Annotated in this window: 18 protein-coding genes, 1 tRNA gene and 1 pseudogene; 9 read left to right on the top strand and 11 right to left on the bottom strand. The window is 64.6% G+C overall.

What is annotated here, in order from left to right; translation table 11 throughout:
- Positions 1-8 precede the first annotated feature (8 nt).
- The 8 genes and pseudogenes from C8C96_RS12170 to C8C96_RS12205 all read right to left on the bottom strand — a co-directional run.
- Positions 9-452 (bottom strand): annotated as a pseudogene (locus tag C8C96_RS12170) (IS630 family transposase); the annotation flags it as partial.
- Between the two features lie 193 nt (positions 453-645).
- Positions 646-2892, bottom strand: a complete 2247-nt coding sequence (locus tag C8C96_RS12175; protein ID WP_147455675.1) for a hypothetical protein — start codon at positions 2890-2892, stop codon at positions 646-648.
- A gap of 240 nt (positions 2893-3132) precedes the next feature.
- Positions 3133-3951 (bottom strand): zinc-dependent peptidase, encoded by an 819-nt coding sequence (locus C8C96_RS12180; protein WP_121942490.1) that lies wholly within the window; start codon positions 3949-3951, stop codon positions 3133-3135.
- 46 nt (positions 3952-3997) lie between these two features.
- Complete coding sequence (locus C8C96_RS12185; RefSeq protein ID WP_199737469.1) at positions 3998-4798, bottom strand: UDP-2,3-diacylglucosamine diphosphatase; 801 nt, start codon at positions 4796-4798, stop codon at positions 3998-4000.
- 82 nt (positions 4799-4880) lie between these two features.
- Positions 4881-5387: a peptidylprolyl isomerase gene (locus tag C8C96_RS12190; RefSeq protein WP_056064668.1), complete on the bottom strand. Its 507-nt coding sequence runs from the start codon at positions 5385-5387 to the stop codon at positions 4881-4883.
- Between the two features lie 29 nt (positions 5388-5416).
- Positions 5417-5998, bottom strand: a complete 582-nt coding sequence (locus C8C96_RS12195) for a peptidylprolyl isomerase (protein WP_121942491.1) — start codon at positions 5996-5998, stop codon at positions 5417-5419.
- Entirely contained in the window at positions 5995-7302 is a 1308-nt protein-coding gene (locus C8C96_RS12200; RefSeq protein WP_121942492.1) for a L,D-transpeptidase family protein, read from the bottom strand. The genes C8C96_RS12195 and C8C96_RS12200 overlap by 4 nt, the downstream gene beginning before the upstream one ends.
- 70 nt (positions 7303-7372) lie before the next feature.
- The gene (locus tag C8C96_RS12205; protein ID WP_121942493.1) at positions 7373-8461 is read right to left on the bottom strand and encodes a tetratricopeptide repeat protein; all 1089 of its coding nucleotides are present in this window, start codon (positions 8459-8461) and stop codon (positions 7373-7375) included.
- Positions 8462-8680: 219 nt separating this feature from the next.
- Here C8C96_RS12205 and cysS point away from each other — a divergent pair, with 219 nt between their 5' ends.
- The 7 genes from cysS (at position 8681) to C8C96_RS12240 (ending at position 16529) form a co-directional block, all read left to right on the top strand.
- A complete protein-coding gene (cysS, locus tag C8C96_RS12210; protein ID WP_121942494.1) occupies positions 8681-10063 on the top strand; it encodes a cysteine--tRNA ligase in 1383 nt (460 codons plus the stop codon).
- Between the two features lie 47 nt (positions 10064-10110).
- Complete coding sequence (locus tag C8C96_RS12215; RefSeq protein WP_199737470.1) at positions 10111-10785, top strand: DNA-3-methyladenine glycosylase; 675 nt, start codon at positions 10111-10113, stop codon at positions 10783-10785.
- 78 nt (positions 10786-10863) lie between these two features.
- On the top strand, positions 10864-11841 hold the full coding sequence (locus C8C96_RS12220) for an acetyl-CoA carboxylase carboxyltransferase subunit alpha (protein WP_121942495.1): 978 nt from the start codon (positions 10864-10866) through the stop codon (positions 11839-11841).
- Between the two features lie 199 nt (positions 11842-12040).
- Positions 12041-13891, top strand: coding sequence for a methyl-accepting chemotaxis protein (locus tag C8C96_RS12225; protein WP_121943994.1), 1851 nt, complete (start codon positions 12041-12043; stop codon positions 13889-13891).
- Positions 13892-14061: 170 nt separating this feature from the next.
- Positions 14062-15012, top strand: a complete 951-nt coding sequence (tilS, locus tag C8C96_RS12230) for a tRNA lysidine(34) synthetase TilS (protein ID WP_121942496.1) — start codon at positions 14062-14064, stop codon at positions 15010-15012.
- Positions 15013-15352: 340 nt separating this feature from the next.
- Positions 15353-15445: transfer RNA gene (locus C8C96_RS12235), tRNA-Ser, on the top strand.
- Positions 15446-15842: 397 nt separating this feature from the next.
- Complete coding sequence (locus C8C96_RS12240; RefSeq protein WP_147455676.1) at positions 15843-16529, top strand: hypothetical protein; 687 nt, start codon at positions 15843-15845, stop codon at positions 16527-16529.
- A gap of 86 nt (positions 16530-16615) precedes the next feature.
- Here C8C96_RS12240 and C8C96_RS12245 read toward each other — a convergent pair whose 3' ends face one another.
- Genes C8C96_RS12245 through C8C96_RS12255 form a run of 3 tightly spaced genes read right to left on the bottom strand, consistent with a single transcriptional unit; the run spans position 16616 to position 19184 of the window.
- Positions 16616-17047 carry an RNA-binding S4 domain-containing protein gene (locus C8C96_RS12245; protein ID WP_056064624.1) on the bottom strand — a complete coding sequence of 144 codons (432 nt, stop codon included), beginning with the start codon at positions 17045-17047 and terminating at the stop codon, positions 16616-16618.
- 17 nt (positions 17048-17064) lie between these two features.
- On the bottom strand, positions 17065-18504 hold the full coding sequence (locus tag C8C96_RS12250) for a sensor histidine kinase (protein ID WP_121942498.1): 1440 nt from the start codon (positions 18502-18504) through the stop codon (positions 17065-17067).
- Positions 18501-19184 carry a response regulator transcription factor gene (locus C8C96_RS12255; protein WP_056065161.1) on the bottom strand — a complete coding sequence of 228 codons (684 nt, stop codon included), beginning with the start codon at positions 19182-19184 and terminating at the stop codon, positions 18501-18503. The genes C8C96_RS12250 and C8C96_RS12255 overlap by 4 nt, the downstream gene beginning before the upstream one ends.
- Positions 19185-19313: 129 nt before the next feature.
- Here C8C96_RS12255 and C8C96_RS12260 point away from each other — a divergent pair, with 129 nt between their 5' ends.
- Both C8C96_RS12260 and C8C96_RS12265 read left to right on the top strand, forming a co-directional pair.
- Positions 19314-20273 carry a tripartite tricarboxylate transporter substrate binding protein gene (locus C8C96_RS12260; RefSeq protein WP_116747501.1) on the top strand — a complete coding sequence of 320 codons (960 nt, stop codon included), beginning with the start codon at positions 19314-19316 and terminating at the stop codon, positions 20271-20273.
- Between the two features lie 83 nt (positions 20274-20356).
- Complete coding sequence (locus tag C8C96_RS12265) at positions 20357-20875, top strand: tripartite tricarboxylate transporter TctB family protein (protein ID WP_056064616.1); 519 nt, start codon at positions 20357-20359, stop codon at positions 20873-20875.
- The last annotated feature ends 11 nt before the right edge of the window (positions 20876-20886 follow it).

Raw genomic sequence — 20886 nt, forward strand, 5'->3', positions numbered from 1 at the left:
GACTTGACCTACACAAACGGCTTGGGGGCTGAGTTGTTCAGCTCCAGGTATTGATGAATCGCCTGTTCAAGCTGTCTTGTTGATCGGTGTGTGCCGCGACGGATGTACTTCTCGGTCAGGGTGGCAACCCGACGCTCGACCTGATTGAGCCAAGACGCGGAAGTTGGCGTAAAGTGCACGTGGAATCTGGGGTGCCTTGCAAACCATGCCTTGACCGCAGGGGTCTTGTGCGTGCCGTAGTTGTCCATCACCAGATGCACATCCAACTGAGCTGGCACATTCGCCTCAATGGTGCGCAGGAACTGCAAAAACTCCGTGCTGCGATGGCGCCGGTGTAACCCACCAATCACCTCCTCCCCCGTGGCAATGCCCAGTGCTGCAAACAGCGTCGTCGTTCCATGGCGCATGTAGTCGCGGGTTCTGCGCTCAGGAATACCCGGCGCCAACGGCACCGCGGCTGCAACAGCATTCGATACACAAGGGCGCAAGGTCAACGCCATTGACACCGATGCGCGAGGGGCGGGAATGTGCGCCGGCGGCCGCCGGCCGCCGGACTGCACAGCCGCCGCTGTGGTGCCAAAGACCGGGGCTGGCGTCGCCATGGTTCGGGCCCCGCGCCCTGGCCAGCGCCCGCCGGCCGATGGACTATGGCAACTGCACCTGCACCACGGCGTTGGGCACCGAGAGGTACATCATGCTGCCCCGCACGGCGATGCCGCTGGGGCGGTCGAGCATGCCAGGGAGATCTCCTGCCGCAAACCCGTGCTTCCAGGCTTGGCCTGCGAAAGTGCTGACCTTGCCGTCGGTACCGATCTTGCGGACCACACTGGCGAAGGGATCTGTGACATAGACGTTGCCCTTGCTGTCCACGGCGAGACTGGCCGACTGCGCAGGCCAGCTCGCACCGCGCTGCACATGGAAGCGTGCGGCGTCGGCAGGCCCATCGGCGTAGGCGGGCGCTGCGGTGGCGTTGCCCGCCAGCGTGGTGACCATGCCGGACGGCGTGATCTTCCGAATCGTTGGCCCCACCTTGTTGGTGTCGTGATACAGGCCGTCGACAACGTACAGGTTGCCCGCCGCATCGGCCGTCATGTGGCCCAGCGCCGAGAACTGTGCCGCGGCGCCTTGCCCGTCCACGTGGCCCACGGTGCCCAGGGTGCCGGCAAACAAGGTGATTTCGCCTTTGGTGTCGATTTTGAAGATCGCGCCCTTGAGGCTGGAGACATACACGTTGCCGGCGGTATCGGCTGTCATGCCGGATGCCACACCCAGGAAAGCCGTTGGCACCTTGTCCAGCCATGGCGCCAGGTCGGCCAGAAGCACGGTATTGCAATTGGCCGTCTTGTAGATACGCGCGCTATCCATGGTGTAAAGGTTGCCCGCGCCATCCGTGGCGAGGGGCCCCAGGTAGCGGGAAGGAATCTGGCTGGCCACGCCGGTTATCGCCGTGCAATGGCCGCCGGGCTTGCCCAGGGTGCGCACCAGCCCGTCCGTCTGCACCGTGCGGATGGTGGCATTGCCCTCGTCGCGCACGTACAGCGTGCCCGCTGGGTTCAACGCAATTGAGCCGGGCAGGTCAAAGCGCGCGGTGTTGCCTTGCCCGTCGTTCGCACCTTCGGCCGAGGGGATGCCCGCCACCGCCGTGGAGTTGCCTTGGGGCGTGTACTGGCGCAACTGTGCGTACCTGACCGTGCGCATGCCGACGCCGTTGTTGCTGGAGCCGGTTTCGGCGACCAGGAATTGCCCGCCAGCGGTCACGGCCATCTGGTCCGCGCTGCACAGGGTGCCGGGCCCGGCGCCACGGCCATCGTTTCCCACGTTGCAGTCCGTGGCCCGCACGAGGGTCGTCACGCTCCCGTCGCTGCCAATCTGGCGGATGGATGGTGTGGCGTACCAGTCGAGCACAAACAGGCGGTTCGCCGCGTCAAAGCCAATCGCCTTCAAATCACCGAACTTTGCCGCTGACGCGGGACCATCGGCGTTGCCGCTGTTTTGTGCGGCTGCCACGCCGGACACCGTGGTGGCTTGGCCACTGGCCGCATAACGGCGGATGACGTGATCGTTCGGATCTGCGGCGTGCAAGACGCCGTTCGAGTCGATCGCCAAAAGTACCGGGCGGTAGATCTCTGCTACGTAGGGACCGGAAATGAAGACCGAGCTGGGGTACTGGCTGGCCTTGCTGGTCAGCGTGGTCACTGAACCTGTGGGCGCGATCTTGCGAATGGGGTTGGCGACGATCTGGGTGGGCGACTGCGTGATTTCGGACACGTACACATTGCCCGCTTTGTCGACGGCGATGCCGGTGGGGCGGCAGAAACTGGCGGCGTTACCGGTGCCATCCTCGTTGCCACAGACCCCGACCTTGCCTGCCAGCGTGGTCACCACGCCGGCCGCGGTGATCTTGCGCACCAGATGGTTGTCGGTGTCCGCCACGTAGGTGTTTCCAGCCTCATCCAGGGCGACACCCATGGGCCGGTGGAACTGCGCGGCGGTGCCGGTGCCGTCGGCATGGTGGGAGGGAAGATTGAACACCTCCCGGTCGCCGTCGCCCGCCAGGGTGGTGACCTGAGTCCTGTCGGCACTGAGCTTGCGAACTTGGTTGTTGCCGCTGTCCAGGAAGACAACCTCGCCAGAGCTGGCCACGGCCATGCCGCCCAGGTAGGTGCTCAGCCGGGCGACGGTCAGTGCCGCGCCATCCTGGTTGCCCGCAGCATCGGTATTGCCTGCCAGTACCGACAGGGTGGTGGCGGGCGCCGGTGGAGAAGCCGGCGGCGGGGGGGCCGTGGGTTCGGACGACCCACCCGAGCCGCCACAGGCGCTGAGCAAGACGCTGGTGAGCGCGGCGAGCGCGCCAAGGTGCCGCAGTCGCACTGCGGACGTAAACGTTGTCATGCAAATCTCCCTTTCGGGCCGCACGGCAAAAACGCCTGAACGATGCACGTGCATTCGTTGCGGACCACTTGGCTCTTTTATATAACCATTCAGGGAGTACTTCCGTGTCGGATGGATGTGGAAGATGTTTCAAATGGAAGCAATCTCGGGTGCGCCGGACCCGGGTGGCCGCATCCCTGCGCGGGGCAAGGTGGGTGCCCACTGCAGCGCTCGTGAAGGGGGCTGGCCGGGCTCACTGTGTCAACGGGCCTGGAAAAAAGCGTTTAGTACAAGCATGAGCCCTGGGAATTCGAGCGAAAAGCGCGCCCGGTTCACAAAATAGGCTTCGCACGCTACCGCGAAGAACTCTGCGGGCGAGGTGGCGCCGTACGCGTCCAGCCAGGGCCGTTCGGCGCCGAAGCGCTCGGCCATGACAACGCGTTCACGGAACTGCTCGTAGGCGGGCTCCCAGGCTGCCCACCACGCCTCATACGCCGCACGGCCGGTGCGTGCGCCCATGAAGCCTGCGGGCAGGGGCGGGCAGCCGTTGGGTTGGCCGTTCTTCATATCGAGCTTGTGCACGAACTCGTGCACCACCACGTTGTGGCCGCGCGCCGTGTTCTCGGTGGCGTTGGCCACGTGCTGCCAGCTGAGCATGATGGGGCCGCGCTCCATGGCCTCGCCCAGCAGCACCTGGGTGTGCTCGTGCACCACGCCCGCTTCGTCCATTGTCTGGCGGCGTGCGACGGCTTCGCCGGGGTGCAGCACGATGCCCACGAAATCGTCGTACCAGCCAAGCGCCTTGGCGGGGTCGCCCCAGTGCAGCAGGGGCAGGCAGGCCTGCGCGGCAATGTCGATGGCCATGGCGTCGGTCACCGTGAGGCCATGGGCGCCGTGGAATTCCTTGTGGTGCAGAAAGAGTGCGCTCAGCACGCGCAGCTTGGCCTGGTCGTGCAGCGATAGCGCGGCCAGGAACGGGTAGCGCTGAATGGTCTGCAGCCACAGCGTGGCAGAGATGTCTGGCACGGGGGCCACGGTAGCACGCACGCGGCGCCAGAGGCGGTTGAGCAAGGGGGGCATGGCGATCGGGCTGCGGGAGGTGGGCCCGCTCAGTTCATGACCGCTGTTACTTGGGGGCCAGGGGCAGCCGTTCCAAGCCCGCGCTGGACAAACGCAGTGTTTCCAGCCGGGGGGGCAATGCTGTGGCATCCCAGTCGCTCAGCACCACGCGTTGCAGACCCGGAGCCAGCACATGGTCGGCTGGCCGGTGGGTGTGGCCGTGGATGAGGGTGTGGGCGCCTGCGGCCTGCAGCCAGGTGATGGCGGCGGGGCTGTCCACATCGGCGTACGTGGCCCCCGACTGCTTGCGCGCCTCGCTCTCCTGGCGGATGCCGCGCGCCTGCAAGCGGCGCGTGGCCAAAGGCTGGGTCAGAAATTGCTGCTGCCAGGCGGCGCTGCGGGCCTGCAGGCGAAAACGCTGGTAGTCCACATCGTCCAGGCACAGCAGGTCGCCGTGGCTCAGGACATACCGCTGGCCGCCAAAGACCAGGACTGTGGGGTCTGCTAGGCCGGTGATGCCGCACCCAGCCAGGAAGGCAGGGCCCGCCAGGAAGTCGCGGTTGCCATGCATGAAGTACACCGGCAGGCGCTGCGCGGCGGCCCGAAGGAGGGCGCAGCCCCGGACTTCGAAGCTGCTGGGCTCGCTCATGGCATCGTCGCCCACCCACACTTCGAACAGGTCGCCCAGGATAAAGAGGGCGTCTGCCGTCGTGCCTTCGAGATACTGCTGGAATGCGGCCACCGTGGCGGGCTCGCTGGCCTGCAGGTGCAGGTCTGAAATGAAATCGACCGTGCGCCAATGCGAGGGAGCGACAAGCTCCTCGAACCGGGGCACGGTCGGGGTCACGGGGGGGGCTGGGTGGTTCATCCCTTGCGCTGCGGCCTGCAATGGGCGGCCGACATTGGTGTGGCCTCAGCGGGGCGCGCAGCGCCACAGGGGGATGCCATGCTCAGAGGGCGACGGCCTTCTCGATGATCACGTCTTCCTTCGGCACGTCGTCATGGAAGCCCTTGCGGCCCGTCTTCACGGCCTTGATCTTGTCCACCACGTCGGTGCCCGACACGACCTTGCCGAACACGGCATAGCCCCAGCCCTGGGCCGAAGGTGCGGTGTGGTTCAGGAAGCCGTTGTCGGCCACGTTGATGAAGAACTGGGCGGTGGCCGAGTGCGGGTCGCTGGTGCGGGCCATGGCCACGGTGTAGTTGGCGTTCTTCAGGCCGTTGTTGGCTTCGTTTTCGATGGGCGCGTCGGTGCCCTTCTGGGTCATGCCGGGCTCAAAGCCGCCGCCTTGCACCATGAAGCCGGGGATCACGCGGTGGAAGATGGTGTTGTTGTAGTGGCCCTTGTTCACGTAGGCCAGGAAGTTCTCGACCGACTTGGGTGCCTTGGCGGCGTCGAGTTCGAGGGTGATGACGCCGTAGCCGGCGATGTGCAGTTCGACTTGGGGGTTGCTCATGGCTTTGCTTCTTTCAAAAAATGGGCGCTTCACTTCACCACGGTGGCGGAGTTGATGGTGATGGGGGTGGTGGGCACGTTCTGGTGGCCGCCCTTGTTGCCGGTGGCCACGGCCTTGATCTTGTCCACCACGGCGGTGCCTTCGACCACCTTGCCGAACACGGCGTAGCCGTGGCCGTCAGGGTTGGGGGCGTTGAGCATGCCGTTGTCCTTCACGTTGATGAAGAACTGCGAAGTGGCCGAGTTGGGATCGCCGGTGCGCGCCATGGCGATGGTGTAGGTGTCGTTCTTGAGGCCGTTCTTGGCTTCGAGCGGGATGGGGGCCTTGGTGGGCTTTTGCTGCATGTCAGCCGTGAAGCCGCCGCCCTGGATCATGAAGCCGTCCATCACGCGGTGGAAGATCGTGCCGTCGTAGTGCTTGCTGTTCACATAGGCCAGGAAGTTCTCGACCGTCTTGGGGGCCTTGGCGGCGTCAAGCTGCACGACGATGTCGCCCATCGACGTGGCCAGCTTGACCTTGGGGGCATCTTGGGCCTGCACCGGTGCTACTGTAAACATAGCAGCCAGGGCAATACTTGCTAGCGCTACCGTCGAATTTCTTCTGGAAATCATCCAATCACTCCTTCGAAAAAGATCTGCCATTGTTGGCCGCGGCGCGTCCAGTACTGGCGCTTGACCGGGCCTGTGCGGGCGCCTTCGGCGACTTCGCCGAACGTTACCACCATGGTGTCGGCCGAGTCTGTCCACCGCAGGTAAGACTTGTCCTTGAGCTGGAGTTCCCGGCCCTTGAGGGCGCGGGCCTCGGCCTGCAGCACCTGGGTCCATTCCTCCAGCGGCTTCTTGCGGTAGCTCTGGAAGTCGGGCGCATAAAAGCCCAGCAGGCGCTTCATGTCGCCCTCGGTCTTGGCGGTGCGCCAGGCGTTGAGCACCGCTTCGAACGATTTGCGGTCGGCCGCCACGCTGTGGGGCTGCACCCATTGCAACTGGCGCGCAATGACCACGGGGGTGGAGCGGGGCTCCACCGTGCGCAGGATGCGTTCGAGGTCGGGGTTGGCCAGCACGAGGCAACCGTCGGTCGCCAGTGGCGCGCGCGAGAACTGGTCGGGCGGCGTGCCATGCAGCCAGATGCCGCTGCCCGTCTTGCCCCGGCTCTGGTCCAGGGGGTTGGGATAGTTGATGGGCAGGGCGCCCGCGCCGTAGAAGTCCTTGAGCTTGGCCGGGTCCAGGCGGCTGGTGATGAAGTACACCCCCAGCGGTGTGCGCTGGTCACCCTCCACCTCTTTTTCGATGCCGAGCTTGCCCACGGAGGCATAGTAGTCGGCCACCAGCCGCAGGCCCTGGGCGGTGTTTTCAAAGAGATACAGGCGAGAGCGCGAGGTATCTACCGCAATCGCGTGGCGCGAGCGAGGGGACAGCTCCAGGAACTGTGCGGGGATGGCATTGACCGGGGGGCGGCTGCGTTGTGCATCCACACGCTGGCGCGATTCGGTGCGCAGTTCGGCCAGTGCCGCAGCGGCCTGGATGCTGCGGGCCGAGTCCGGCTCAGGGGCCACATCGCCCATATGCCGCAGTGGCCGGGTTCGCGACATGAGCAGGTCACCGACCGCCAGTTGCGCCAGCTGGAAATTGGGGTAGTCGCGCGCCAGGCTTTCGGCCTGGGCCAGCGCCTCGCGACCCCGGCCTTCGGCCACCAGCTTGTACACCGCCATGAGGCGCGTCTCCGCTTGGCCGTCGCGCAGCTCAGCAGGTGTGGGCGCCACTGGGGGCGTGGTGGATGCCGCATGCGCAGCAGCCGCCCGGCGGGCCTTGGCACCCTGCGGCAGGGCTGGCGTGGCCAACGAGAGGCCCAGCAGCAACAGCACCGCCGATGCTGCCCTGCGGCCTGCGTTGGTCAGGGGCACAAACATGCAAACCATCTATCAGCTGACTGTCAGGGCAAAAAAAAAGCCCGCGCGGAAGGCGCAGGCGCCGCATCGGGGGCCATGGTTAACCGCCTGTGGATTCGCGAACGATGGTCCAGCGGCCGTTGTTATTGACGAGGTCCAACGTCTTGCGGCTGCTCACGTTGAGCGCGTCGGCACTGTATGCCTGGCGAAACCGGGCCGTGGCCTTGTCACCTTGTACGGACACGGTGATGTCAGAAAGCTTCACGCTGATCTTGGATTTGCCGACGATGCGCGCCTCGCGTTCCTTCTCCCAGGCAGCGCGGCCTTGGCGACCAGGTGGATCGAACGACTTGTCGTACGCGCCCAGGTACCCCTTCATGTCCTTGGACGACCAGGCCGCAGCCCAGGCCTGTACGGCAGAGGTAACGGCCTGGGTGGATGCATCGCCGGCAGCTGCAGGAGCTGGGGCCGGTGCCGGTGCAGGAGCCGTTGCAGCGGAAGCGGGGCTGACAGTTGGAGCTGGGGCTTGAGCGGCGGCAGGCGCTGGCGCCGGGGCTGCAGCTGCTGGCGCAGCGGCGGGCGCTGGAGCGGGTGCAGGGCGCTGGGTTACCACCACTGCGGGCGCGGGCGCTGCGGCGGCAGGGCGACCGGTTTTGCTGCCGGGTTCGTTGGAGAACAATTCGCGGATCAGCGCCAGCTTGGGCTTGACGGAGTTGGCGTTGTTGGCATCCAGTTGCAGCGCCTTGTTGTAGGCCTGGCTGGCCAGCTTGGCGTAGATGTCGCCCAGGTTTTCCTGTGCGGTGGCGTAGCTGGGGTTGGTGCGGATCGCCATTTCCAGCGCCGTGCGGGCCTTGTCCAGCTGGTTCTGGTTGGCGTACAGCACAGCCAGGTTGTTGTAGGGCTCGGGCAGCTCTGGGTACTCTTCGGTGAGCTTGGTGAAGGTGGCGATGGCGTCGGCCTGCTTGCCCGAGTCGGTCTGGGCCACGCCGCGCAAGAAGCGCAGCTGCGGGTCACGTGGGTTGGCGGCCAGGCGCTGGTCGGCCTTGGCCAGCGCCTCGGACGCCTTGCCAGCCTTGAGCAACTGGGTGATGTCGGCATAGTCGTCCGCGTGGACCACGCCCGTGCCCATCAGGGCGGTCAGTGCCAGAAGGCGCAGTAGGCGTGGGAGTGTGCGTCGGACTTGCTTCATGGGGGTACAAAGGAGTTGGGCGGCAGCCAGCCCGGGCGGGGGCTTATACTGCGGCGGATTGTAGCTGAGGGGGTTGTCATGACGGTACGCTGTTGCCGCTGGTGATTTTGCTGGACGCCCCTTGCCGGGCCACCCCCTTCCCAGGGCTGAGTTCCGCTGCTGCCGGGTGAGTCTCAGGCGCTCACCCACCCCCATCAAGTCTCCCGTTACTGAAATCCCATGAGTTTGCGCATCTACAACACGCTGTCGCGTGCATTGGAGGACTTTTCCCCGCTCGAACCTGGCCATGTGCGCATGTATGTGTGCGGCATGACCATCTACGACCTGTGCCACATCGGCCACGCCCGCATGATGATGGCGTTTGACGTGGTGCAGCGCTGGCTCAAGGCCAGCGGCCTGCGCGTGACTTATGTACGCAATATCACCGACATCGACGACAAGATCATCAAGCGCGCGCTGGAGCGGGGCATCACCATCCGCCAGCTCACTGACGAGATGATTGCTGCGATGCACCATGACATCGGCCTGCTGGGCATCGAGCCACCCTCCGTGGAGCCGCGCGCCACCGAATATGTGCCGCAGATGCTCTCGCTGATCGGCCAGCTGGAGAGCAGGGGCCTCGCCTACCGCGCGAGCAACGGTGACGTGAACTACTCGGTACGCAAGTTCGATGGCTACGGCAAGCTCTCGGGCAAGTCGCTCGATGAGCTGCGCGCTGGCGAGCGGGTGGCCGTGCTGGACGGCAAGGAAGACCCGCTCGACTTTGTGCTGTGGAAGTCCGCCAAGCCTGAGGAGCCGCCCGAAGCCAAGTGGGACAGCGCTTTCGGTGCGGGCCGCCCCGGCTGGCACATCGAATGCTCGGCCATGAGCTGCGCCACGCTGGGCGAAACCTTCGACATCCACGGCGGCGGCGCAGACCTGCAGTTCCCCCACCACGAAAACGAAATCGCCCAGAGCGAAGGCGCCACGGGCAAGCCGCTGGCCAAATTCTGGGTGCACAACGGCTTCGTGCGCGTGGACAACGAGAAGATGTCCAAGAGCCTGGGCAACTTCTTCACCATCCGCGACGTGCTCAAGACGTATGACGCCGAGACGGTGCGCTTTTTCATCGTGCGGGCCCACTACCGCAGCGCGCTGAACTACAGCGATGCCCACCTGGACGACGCACGTCAGGCGCTCAAGCGTCTGTACACCGCGCTCAGCCTGGTGACCCCCACGCAGGTGGCGTCCATCGACTGGACCAGCCCCTACGCAGCCCGCTTCAAGGCCGCGATGGACGAGGACTTTGGCACGCCCGAGGCGGTGGCCGTGCTGTTTGACCTGGCGAGCGAGGTCAACAAGACCCGTTCTGCCGAGCTGGCCGGGCTGCTGAAGGCGCTGGGTGGTTGCCTGGGAATCTTGCAGGGCGACCCGCAAGCGTTTCTTCAGTCGGGTGCTGCGGGGGTGGATGAGGCCGAAATTCAGGCGCAGATTGCCGCCCGGGCCGCAGCCAAGGCGGCCAAGAACTTTGCCGAGGCCGACCGCATCCGCAACCACTTGCTGGCCCAGGGCATCGTGCTCAAGGACTCTGCCGCCGGTACCACCTGGGAAGCTGCCCAATGAGCATGGTTTTGAAGCCAAATATGCCAGTAGTGCAGGTGGAATAAGCGGTGGCAGCTTCTAAAAAGATAGCAAGCGACGCCGCGGCGCCGCCACTGGTGCTGGCCACGCCCGACTACTGGGCCGAGGCCTGTAAGCACCTGGTGAAAAAAGACCGGGTGATGAAGCGCCTGATCCCGCAGTTTGGCGACGCCGCGCTGCAGACCAAGGGCGACCCCTTCATCACCCTGGCGCGTTCCATCGTGGGCCAGCAGGTGTCCGTGGCTTCAGCGCAGGCCGTGTGGGAGCGTTTTGTGGCGCTGCTGCCGCGCGGCATGAAGCCCGCCAGCGTGCTCAAGCTCAAGATCGATGACATGCGCGCCGCAGGCCTGTCGGCCCGCAAGGTGGACTACCTGGTGGACCTGGCCATGCACTTTGAGGGCGGCAAGCTGCACGTCAAGGACTGGGCCGCCATGGACGACGAGGCCATCATTGCCGAGCTGGTGGCCATCCGGGGCATTGGCCGCTGGACGGCCGAGATGTTTTTGATCTTCTATTTGATGCGGCCCAATGTTTTGCCCCTGGACGACCCGGGGTTGATCAGCGGGATCAGCCAGAATTACTTCTCTGGCGACCCGGTGAGCCGCAGCGACGCCCGCGAGGTGGCCGAGGCCTGGAAGCCCTGGTGCAGCGTCGCGACTTGGTATATTTGGCGGTCTCTGGACCCCCTGCCTGTAACCTATTGACACCACTGCAGGCACGCCGGTTACAGTGCGTGCCATTCGTGGCAACCCCGCCGGGTGCGATCCCCAAGGAGAAAAACGTTGGCGAAAAAGACCTTTCTGGATTTCGAGCAGCCCATCGCCGAGCTGGAGTCCAAAATTGAAGAACTGCGCTACGTGCAGACCGAGAGTGCCGTCGATATCTCGGAAGAGATCGACCAGCTGAGCAAGAAGAGCCAGCAGCTCACCAAAGACATCTACAGCGAACTGTCGCCCTGGCAGATCACCAAGATCGCCCGCCACCCCGAGCGCCCCTACACGCTCGACTACCTGCGCGACATCTTCACCGACTTCGTCGAGCTGCACGGCGACCGCCACTATGCGGATGACCTGTCCATCGTGGGTGGCCTGGCCCGCTTCAACGGGCACGCCTGCATGGTCATCGGCCACCAGAAGGGCCGTGACACGAAGGAGCGCGCCATGCGCAACTTCGGCATGAGCAAGCCCGAGGGCTACCGCAAGGCCCTGCGCCTGATGAAGACGGCCGAGAAGTTCAAGCTGCCCGTGTTCACCTTTGTGGACACGCCCGGCGCCTACCCCGGCATCGATGCCGAGGAACGCGGCCAGTCCGAAGCCATTGGCCGCAACATCTTCGAGATGGCGCAGCTCGAAGTGCCCATCATCACCACCATCATCGGCGAAGGTGGCTCCGGCGGCGCCCTGGCCATCAGCGTGGCCGACCAGGTTGTGATGCTGCAGTACGCCATCTACTCGGTCATCAGCCCCGAAGGTTGCGCGTCCATCCTCTGGAAGACCAGTGAGAAGGCGCAAGAGGCTGCCGACGCCCTGGGCATCACCGCCCACCGTCTCAAGGCCCTGGGCCTGGTGGACAAGATCGTGAGCGAGCCCGTGGGTGGCGCCCATCGCGATCACAAGCAGATGGCCGCATTTTTGAAGCGCGCTTTGGGCGATGCCTTCCGCCAGGTGGCAGACCTCAAGACCAAAGACTTGCTGGACCGTCGCTACGAGCGTCTGCAGAGCTACGGCCGCTTCAGCGACACCAAGGCGGACGCCCGCTAAGCCCGCTGAGGCAGGTTCAGGCCTGTCGTTGCTGGCACCAAATGCACCAGCTTGGTGCGGTTCCAACGGCCCTTCGGGGCCGTTGTTGTTTTTCTGGCCGACTCCTTGCAGGGGCGCACAAACCCGCACTGGCGCATGGACTGCTACCGGATGTAACATGCCTGCAGACCGCCTGCGCGGGCGGTTCAAGGAGGGCTTCATGTCGCTTCTGAAGACGCTCAAGGGCCAGATCCTGGTCCTCTCTGCCACCTGCATGGTGGCTGCCCTGATGGTGTTGACGTTGGTCAACTACCTGTCGGCGCGTGCACAGGCGCAGGTTTCACTGGCCGAAGAGGGCATGGCGACCGCCAAGAGCCACGCAGAAACCATCGAGGAGTGGGCGCGAGCCAAGGCCACGATCATTGCGGCCTCTGTCGCCGCCTTTGAAGATCCCGAACCTGCCAAGTCTCTGGCCATGCTGCGCGACGCGGGCAAATTCAGCACGGCGTACTTTGGCTACGCGGACAAGAAGTACGTATTTTCAGAGACTCGCAGCCTGCCCGCCGACTACGACCCCACCGCACGTCCCTGGTACAAGCAGGCCGCGCAAGCGGGCGGGTCTGTGGTCACGCCGCCCTACATCTCGGCGTCCGACCAGAAACTGGTGGTGACTTTTGCGACCCCGGTGGGCGCTGGCGCAGCGCTCAAAGGCGTGGCGGCTGGTGATGTCTACATGGAGTCAGTGGTTGCCAATGTGGCTTCCATCCAGCCCACGCCGCAGAGTTTCGGGTTTCTGGTGTCTGCCGACGGGAAGATCATCGCCCACCGCGACCAGGCGCTGACCCTCAAGCCCATCGCCGATTTGTCCAAGGACCTTGTGATCGACAAGCTGCTCGCGGCATCCAAGGACAAAAGCTTGCTGCAGGCGGACATCGCGTCGCGCAGCCGGTTACTCAGCGTGGTGCCGATCGCGGGCACCTCATGGATGCTGGTGGTGGCCCTGGATGAAAGCGAGGCCATGGCACCGATCCGGGCCATGCTGGCCACATCGCTGATCTCCAGCGTTTTGGTGTTGGTGGTGGCCGTGGGGCTGCTGGGCGTGGTTCTGACGCGGCGCCTGCGCCAGCTCACGCTGGTGCGTGACGCGATGCATGAAATCGGCGCCGGTGATGGCGACCTGTCGCGCCGCATCGACGCCCACGGTGAGGACGAGCTGGCACAGATCGCCGGTAGCTTCAACAGCTTTGCGGGCAAGCTCTCCGGTGTGCTCTCACAGATCCGTGACGCCAGCAGCTCGGTACGCGTGGCCGCCGAAGAGATTGCCACCGGCAACCATGACCTGAGCGGGCGCACCGAACTCACGGCATCCAGCCTGCAGCAGACATCAGCCTCCATGCAGCAGCTGACCGAGACCGTCCGGCACAACGCAGACTCGGCACGCCAGGCCAACCAGCTGGTGGCCCAGGCGTCCAGCGTGGCGCAACATGGTGGGCAGGTGGTGGGCAATGTGGTGACCACCATGGACCAGATCAATGCGGCCTCGCGCAAGATCAACGACATCATTGGCGTCATCGACGGCATTGCCTTCCAGACCAATATCCTTGCGCTCAATGCTGCGGTGGAAGCCGCCCGCGCGGGCGAGCAGGGCAGGGGCTTTGCGGTGGTGGCAGGCGAGGTGCGCAGCCTCGCCCAGCGCAGCGCCGAGGCGGCACGCGAGATCAAGACCCTGATCAATACCTCGGTCGAGCAGGTGGAAAACGGCTCGCGGCTGGTGCACGACGCGGGCACCACCATGACCGAGATCGTGACCTCGGTGCAGCGTGTGACGGACATCATGGCCGAGATCACGGCGTCCACCAATGAGCAAAGCACCAGCATCAACGAGGTCGGCCAGGCCGTGGCCCAACTCGACCAGATGACCCAGCAGAACGCAGCGCTGGTGGAGGAAAGCGCTGCTGCGGCACAGAGCCTCAAGGACCAGTCGGTGCGGCTGTCGGAGGTGGTGGGTACCTTCCGCCTGTCCACCGACTCTGCCCGCGCTGCGCCACGGCTGTCCCCGCCGGGCGGTTAAGTTGCAAGGGGCGGAGCGTCGCGGCCCCCCCCATGCACCTTACTGCCGGAGTGCGGGGCACCATGATAATCAGCGCCCATGCGTCGCCATTTCTCCCTCGTTCTCTACGCCCTCCAGGCACGTCCGGCGGTTGTGACGGGTCCAGTTGCAGGGCCTGAAGGGCGGATGCGATGACGCAATCAATGGACGCCGCCCTGCGGGCCTTTGCGCCCGCGTTGCCGATGGCTGTGGCGTTGAGCGGGGGCGCAGACTCGACCGCATTGCTGTTGGGCTGTGCACGCCGCTGGCCCGGGCAAGTGCTGGCCATCCATGTGCACCATGGGCTGCAGGCGGCCGCCGATGGGTTTGAGCAGCATTGCGTGGCCTTGTGTAGCAATCTGGGCGTGCCCTTGCGTGTGCAGCGGCTGGACGCGCGCCCCGCGCCCGGCCAGAGCCCCGAGGATGCCGCTCGGCAAGCCAGATACCAGGCTTTGACGGCAGTAGCGCTACAGGATCATGCCTTGGGTGCTATTCAATCCATAGCAATTGCACAGCACGCCGACGATCAGGCCGAAACCCTGTTGCTCGCCCTGTCGCGCGGAGCGGGCGTGGCCGGCCTGGCCGCCATGCCCGCCCAGTGGACGCGTGCTGGTCTGGTCTGGCAGCGCCCCTTGTTGCAGGTGTCAGCGGCGGACGTACGCGATTGGTTGAAGGCGCAAGGCCAGGCGTGGGTGGAAGACCCCACCAACTCCGATGAGCGCTTCACGCGCAACCGCATTCGGGCGCAACTGCTGCCTGCGCTGCATGCCGCATTCCCGTCCTTTCGCGATACCTTTGCACGGTCGGCCGCCAATGCAGCCCAGGCTGCCGAGCTGCTGAACGAGATGGCACAGCAGGACCTGTCCTTGGTGGGCGTGCCCCCTGGTATCAAGGCGCTGCAGGGGCTCACCCGCGCGCGCCAGGCCAACGTGGTGCGCCACTGGCTGCGCCATGCCCACCAAACCACCCCGGGAGCCGCGCAATTGGGCGAGCTGCTGGATCAGATCCAGGCCTGTACCACACGGGGTCACCACATCCGCATCAAGGTAGGAAGCGGCTTTGTCGTGCGGTCTGGTCTTACGCTGGAATGGCTCAGGCAGTAGCTCTCAGGTGTCTTTTTGCCCGCGTCACGGGACGACACCCACAAATACGGGAGTAAACCGCCGCATCCGGCACGTTGGCCAATCGCGAAGATTGCCAGCTCTATGAGCTCGGCGCGTCCAATAGAAAGCCCGTGTCTGTCCTTACCTACTGTCCAATATGTTCAGCACACAAGCCATGCGCTCGAATGGCCTCCATATGCGACATCAAAACCTGGGCGGCAATCGGCAAATAAGTGACTCCTGCTATCAGCGCCCGGCGTGCACGAGGACTTTGGAACAGCCCACCTATGCTGCTGCAACCAGCGGAACAGCCCCTGAAATGAGGCATAATAGCGGGATTGGAAACGTGACCGAGTGGCCGAAGGTGCTCCCCTGCTAAGGGAGTATGGGGTGTAGAGCCTCATCGAGGGTTCGAATCCCTCCGTTTCCGCCAAGATAAGCCCCAAGCGCTCAACGCGCTTGGGGCTTTTTCTTTGTCAAGTCTGTCTGTTCGCCGCAGTTCGGTTGAGGAATTGCATTGCGCATAGGTGATTCCCGAATACCCAACCGATCATGTTTCGCGCCCAATCGGAGGGTCCTAAGAGCCTTGCTCGCTTTCTTGGGGACATGGATCAGATTCCGCCCGCTGTTTGGATTGCGGAGGGCCTGTGTCCTGGTGAAATCTGGCAAGGTTTCAGCCCGCCCTGTGCGGGCTTTTTTTTGTTGTGTACTTCAGGCCGAGGGCACTGGCCCGTGATAGCGGCCCAAAGCCGACATGGAGCGCGCAAGTGCTGGCCAGTGGCCCTGTATGCTGACACTGATACTGATGCCTACAGGGAAGAAGGGCCCCCATGACGCACCATCGTGGCGTGCAAGTTCGCGAGCTCAGCCTGGCATTCAACGATCTGGACTTTTGTTATCTACCCAGGGCTGCGGGCTCTGCGCCTTCTCATTGCGCCGATTTTTTGTGCACGGTCGATGCTTCCAGGTTTTTTTCCAACGGAGGCCATCACATCGTTTTTGCGCTCGATTGCGAGGGTGGGCAGGGCGGCTACAACCCCCACTGCGGGGCCATCTTGCGGTACGGCAAGAACCTGTGGTCGGCTGCGCGTGGTTTCATCATTTTTGGCGATGGTGCGGTGATGGCGGAGGGGTGGAACGGTACCGCCATGCCGGCATTGGCCGTCATTACCAATACCGTAGGCGCGGGTTTCGATCCAGTTCGACACCCGGTGTTTACGCTGCGCATCACCGCAGGTTATCGGCGCGGTGCTTTTGCGAACAGCATGCGGATTGAGATCCGCTTGGGTGAATCAGCAAAGGGCGCTTTGCTGTTTGCTGGAGGCATTGACGGGGCCGAGTGGGGGTGGAGTTGGAGGGGCGGCTCCAAGGCCGCCATGGCGGGCATCGCTGCCGGCTTTGTGCCTCCAGTTGCCACCGGTTGCGTGGAAGAATTGCTGCCACGCAGTGCGCCTCATGCTGCGCTGGTGATGTCCCGTTTCAAATTCAGGATACATCCACCCAGTACGGCCCCCTAGTCAGTAAATCGCAGGCGTGAGTGGCACAGCATGGACACGCGCAAGCACCTATCTCGGTGCCGTGAAATGGTTGGCACCTTCGTTACTCACTCGTCGATCGAAGCACTCCACCGGCTGCCCCAGTCGCTTCCCTTGTTGCTCACCTTGTCGATCTCGCGGCGGTCGCGTTTGGTTGGGCGACCTTCTTGCAATGTCGCGGCTGGCTCGGGGGCCAAGCGGCGCAGTTCTGCGGCCTTTTCGCGGGCGGCGATGCTGTCCGGGGTTTCTTCGTACAGTTGCTGGGCCACTGGCGCGGGGCCCCGGGCACCGCTCAGGCCCCGTACGAGCACGGTGCGTGCCACGGGGCCCTGGCGCAGCGCTACGGTGTCGCCGCAGCGCAGGTCGCGTGCGGGTTTGGCCAGCTGGCCATTGACAGTGACCCGGCCCTTGCCGATCTCTTCGGTGGCGAGGCTGCGGGTCTTGTAAAAGCGGGCGCACCAGAGCCACTTGTCCAGGCGCATCGTCTCCAAGGTATTCATGGGCGAGATTGTGCCGTCTAGGCCACGGGTGTGCTGTCGGTCAAGGGCGCAGGCAGTGGCAGGCGAACCACGGCATTCAACCCTGTCACCTTGTGGCCTTGCACCTGGTTTGTCAGTGTGATGTTGCCTTCCAGGGCCTGCACGATCTCATGGCAAATGGCCAGGCCCAGGCCGCTGCCGGTGCGCACGTCTCCTGCAGAAAAGGGCTGAAACAGGCGTGCCGCCAGCTCGTCATCAATGCCCGGGCCGTGGTCGCTGATCGTCAGCGCCGCATGCCGCCCGTCGCTGCGCAAGTCCACGGTCAACTCACTGCCGGGCGGTGCGTGGCGCACGGCGTTGTGCAGCAGGTTGCGGCTCAGTTCGCGCAGCATCCATTCATGCGATTGCACCAGGGTTGGCTCGGTGTGGATGCCAAAGTCCAGATCGCGCTGAGCAATCAGTGGCGAAATCTCCAGCGCCACGGCACGCAGAATGTCATCAAAGCGGGTGGCTGGTGGAGCGCTTTGTTGGCGCAGCTGCTCCACCTTGGCCAGGGCCAGCATCTGGTTGGCGAGCTGGGTGGCGCGGTCCACGGTGTCGCTGATCTCGTGCAGGGCTTGTTGCGGCTCCACGTCGCCGCGCAGGGCCGATTGCACCTGGGTCTTGAGCACGGCCAGCGGTGTGCGCAGCTGGTGGGAGGCATCGCGCACAAAGCGTTTTTGGTGCCGCAGCAGGTGACGCAGGCGCTGCATGACCTCATTGGTGGCGTCCACCAGCGGCTGTAGCTCGCGTGGGGCGAGCGGGGCCGCGATGGGGCTCAGATCGCCCTCGCGCCGGGCCTGCAACTGCTGGCTGAGCTGCCGCACAGGCTGGGTGGCGCGCTGCACCACCAACACCACGGTAAAGGCCACCACGGCGATCAACAGCGCCTGTCGCAACAGGGTGTTCCACAGGATCTGCAGTGCCAGGGTTTCGCGCACCTCCAGCGTCTCCGCCACCTGGATCACGGCCATCGCCCGGCCTTCGGAGCTGGCCACCGGTTGCAGCAGCACCGCCACGCGCACATCGCGGTCACGAAACCGGTCATCGTAAAAGTCCACCAGAGCCGCATAGGGAGGGCGGGCAGGAATGCTGCCGTGCCACACCGGCAGGTCCTCAAAGCCCGACACGATCTCGCCCTTGAGGGTCGAAACGCGGTAGAACATCTGGCTCTGGTTGTCGGCCTCAAAGGCCTCTAGGGCCGAATAAGGAACGATGGCGCGCAGCTGCGCTGCGTCGTCAAAGCCTTTCACATCGAGCTGTTCGCTGATGCTTTTGGCGGATGCCAGCAAGGTGCGGTCATACGCGGTGTTGAGCGAGGCCAGCGTCTGGTGGTACAGGCTCCAGGTGTTGAAACCGATGAACAGGGCTACAGGCAGCAAGATGCCCAGCAGCAGGCGCCGCCGCAGCGAGTGGTGGCGCACGCCATCCTCGCTCATGCGTCGGCCCGCAGCAGGTAGCCCAGGCCGCGCAGTGTCATCAGGGTCAGGCCTGTGCCCGCCAGCTTCTTGCGCAGCCGGTACACCACGACTTCGATAGCTTCGTACTGCACGTCGAGCTGGCCCGGAAACACCAGCTCATACAGTCGCTCCTTGGTCACGGCATGCCCGGGCTGGGCGAGCAGGGCGTGCATCAGTGCCAGCTCGCGCGGGGTCAGCTCCATCACCTCGCCGTTCAGATACAGCGCGCCACTGTCCTTGTCGTAGCGGATGGCTCCGATCTGCACGGTGCTGGGTGCCAGCGGCGCTACGGCGGGATCTGCGCTGCGGCGCACCAGTGCGCGCAGGCGTGCCTCCAGCTCGTCCAGATCGAACGGTTTGGGCAGGTAGTCGTCGGCGCCAGCGTTCAGCCCCACTACGCGGTCGCCCACGGTGCCACGTGCCGTCAGGATCAGTACGGGGGTGCGCAGGCCACGTGATCGCGCCTGCTGCAGCACCTGCAAGCCGTCCAGACCCGGCAGGGTGAGGTCCAGGATGACGGCGTCGGGCTGCAGGGCGGTCCATTGGCTCAGCGCTGCGCGTCCGTCGCCCACTGCGGTCACTTCCATGCCACGCCGGGTCAGTGCGCGGTGCAGCGTGGCCTGCATGGTGGGGTCGTCTTCTACAAGGAGCAATTGCATGCGCGGCACCATAGCACCGTCTCATTGGGCCGGGTGCATGAGTGTTTTCCCTGAGTCTGAGGACAGCCGTTTGACAGGCAGCGCGCGCATCATCGGGCGGTTCGCAAACCTTATCAGGAGACAGACACCATGCGTCGCGATACCTTTCTGAAATCACTGGCCGCCCTGGCCGCTGCGGGTGCGTTGCCCGTGTCGGCCCAGTCGGCAGCGGCCCTCAAGATGATGATTCCCGCCAACCCCGGGGGCGGTTGGGATTCCACCGGTCGCGCGCTGGGCAAGGCGATGCAGGATGCGGGCGCCGCATCGTCGGTGTCCTACGACAACAAGGGCGGCGCAGCGGGCGCGATTGGCCTGGCCCAGTTCGTCAACGCCAGCAAGGGCGATCCGAACGCGCTGATGGTGATGGGCGCTGTGATGCTGGGCGGCATCATCACCGGCAAACCACCGGTGGGCCTGGACAAGGTTACGCCCCTGGCGCGCCTGACCAGCGAATACAACGTGTTTGTGTTGCCCGCCAACTCGCCTTTCAAGACCATGAAGGATGTGGTGGAACAGCTCAAGAAGGACCCCGGCAGCGTGAAGTGGGGTGGCGGCTCGCGCGGCTCTACCGAGCACATTGCAGCCGCCATGATCGCCCGCGAAGTGGGCGTGGACCCCGCCAAGATCAACTACGTGGCGTTCCGTGGGGGCGGTGAGGCCACTGCCGCCATCCTGGGTGGCAACGTGACCGTGGGTGGCAGCGGCTACAGCGAGTTCTCCGAGTACATCTCTGCCGGCAAGATGCGCGCAGTGGGCGTGACCTCGGGCACCCGCCTCAAGGGCGTGAACGTGCCCACGCTCAAGGAGCAGGGCATCAACGTGGAAATCGGCAATTGGCGCGGCGTGTACGGCGCGCCTGGCATCACACCCGAACAGCGCAAGGCCTTGATCGATGCGCTGGCCAAGACCTTCAAGCACAAGGCCTGGCAGGACGCGATGGAGAAGAACGGCTGGACCCCCGCATGGATGGCCGGCGACGAGTTCGGCAATTTCGTGGATGCCGAGTTCGCCAGCATGCGCGCCACGATGGCCAAGTCCGGAATGATCTGATCCCGAAGCAAGGCGCGGCAGCCGTCATTTCTGCCTCTGGGCAGGCGGCCTGACCGTGCATTGGTTGGTGCGAAGGAAAAAACATGACACAACAACATTCATCGCGCTCCAAGCCCTTGCAGACCCTGATCGGGGTCGGGCTGGTGGTGCTCGCGCTGGGTCTGGCCTGGGGGGCCAGCTCGGTCAGTTCAGAAGCGGGCTATGGTGGCGTGGGCCCCAACTTCTTTCCCTGGGTGGTCAGCATTGCCATCCTGATCTGCGGCGTGCTGTGCGTGGCACATGCGCTGAGCGGGGGGTTTCGGGAGCTGGAAGAGGGCTCCGGCGACGAGCGTGCCCACTGGAAGGGCTTCATCTGGGTGTCGGCAGGGCTGCTGCTCAACGCCCTGCTCATCACCACGCTGGGCTTCATCCTGAGCTGTGCGTTGTGCTTCGTGCTGTCGGTACGGGGTTTCAAGAGCTCGGAAGGTGAACTCGACCTGCGCCTGCAGGCCTGGATCAAGGATTCCTTCATCGGTATCGCGGTAGCGGCCCCGGTGTACTGGATGTTTACGCAACTGCTGGCCATCAACCTGCCCGGCCTGACCAACACGGGGTGGCTGTAAAGCCTGCACGC

The sequence above is a fragment of the Acidovorax sp. 100 genome, from assembly GCF_003688355.1.
Lineage (GTDB): Bacteria > Pseudomonadota > Gammaproteobacteria > Burkholderiales > Burkholderiaceae_C > Acidovorax > Acidovorax delafieldii.

Coding starts and splice junctions, on each gene's coding strand:
- C8C96_RS12195 (WP_121942491.1), bottom strand. CDS start 5,998: ATGATTTCCAGAAGAAATTCGACGGTAGCGCTAGCAAGTATTGCCCTG.
- C8C96_RS12240 (WP_147455676.1), top strand. CDS start 15,843: ATGACGCACCATCGTGGCGTGCAAGTTCGCGAGCTCAGCCTGGCATTC.
- C8C96_RS12260 (WP_116747501.1), top strand. CDS start 19,314: ATGCGTCGCGATACCTTTCTGAAATCACTGGCCGCCCTGGCCGCTGCG.
- tilS (WP_121942496.1), top strand. CDS start 14,062: ATGACGCAATCAATGGACGCCGCCCTGCGGGCCTTTGCGCCCGCGTTG.
- C8C96_RS12250 (WP_121942498.1), bottom strand. CDS start 18,504: ATGAGCGAGGATGGCGTGCGCCACCACTCGCTGCGGCGGCGCCTGCTG.
- C8C96_RS12180 (WP_121942490.1), bottom strand. CDS start 3,951: ATGCCCCCCTTGCTCAACCGCCTCTGGCGCCGCGTGCGTGCTACCGTG.
- C8C96_RS12245 (WP_056064624.1), bottom strand. CDS start 17,047: ATGAATACCTTGGAGACGATGCGCCTGGACAAGTGGCTCTGGTGCGCC.
- cysS (WP_121942494.1), top strand. CDS start 8,681: ATGAGTTTGCGCATCTACAACACGCTGTCGCGTGCATTGGAGGACTTT.
- C8C96_RS12205 (WP_121942493.1), bottom strand. CDS start 8,461: ATGAAGCAAGTCCGACGCACACTCCCACGCCTACTGCGCCTTCTGGCA.
- C8C96_RS12265 (WP_056064616.1), top strand. CDS start 20,357: ATGACACAACAACATTCATCGCGCTCCAAGCCCTTGCAGACCCTGATC.
- C8C96_RS12225 (WP_121943994.1), top strand. CDS start 12,041: ATGTCGCTTCTGAAGACGCTCAAGGGCCAGATCCTGGTCCTCTCTGCC.
- C8C96_RS12175 (WP_147455675.1), bottom strand. CDS start 2,892: ATGACAACGTTTACGTCCGCAGTGCGACTGCGGCACCTTGGCGCGCTC.
- C8C96_RS12190 (WP_056064668.1), bottom strand. CDS start 5,387: ATGAGCAACCCCCAAGTCGAACTGCACATCGCCGGCTACGGCGTCATC.
- C8C96_RS12200 (WP_121942492.1), bottom strand. CDS start 7,302: ATGGTTTGCATGTTTGTGCCCCTGACCAACGCAGGCCGCAGGGCAGCA.
- C8C96_RS12255 (WP_056065161.1), bottom strand. CDS start 19,184: ATGCAATTGCTCCTTGTAGAAGACGACCCCACCATGCAGGCCACGCTG.
- C8C96_RS12185 (WP_199737469.1), bottom strand. CDS start 4,798: ATGAACCACCCAGCCCCCCCCGTGACCCCGACCGTGCCCCGGTTCGAG.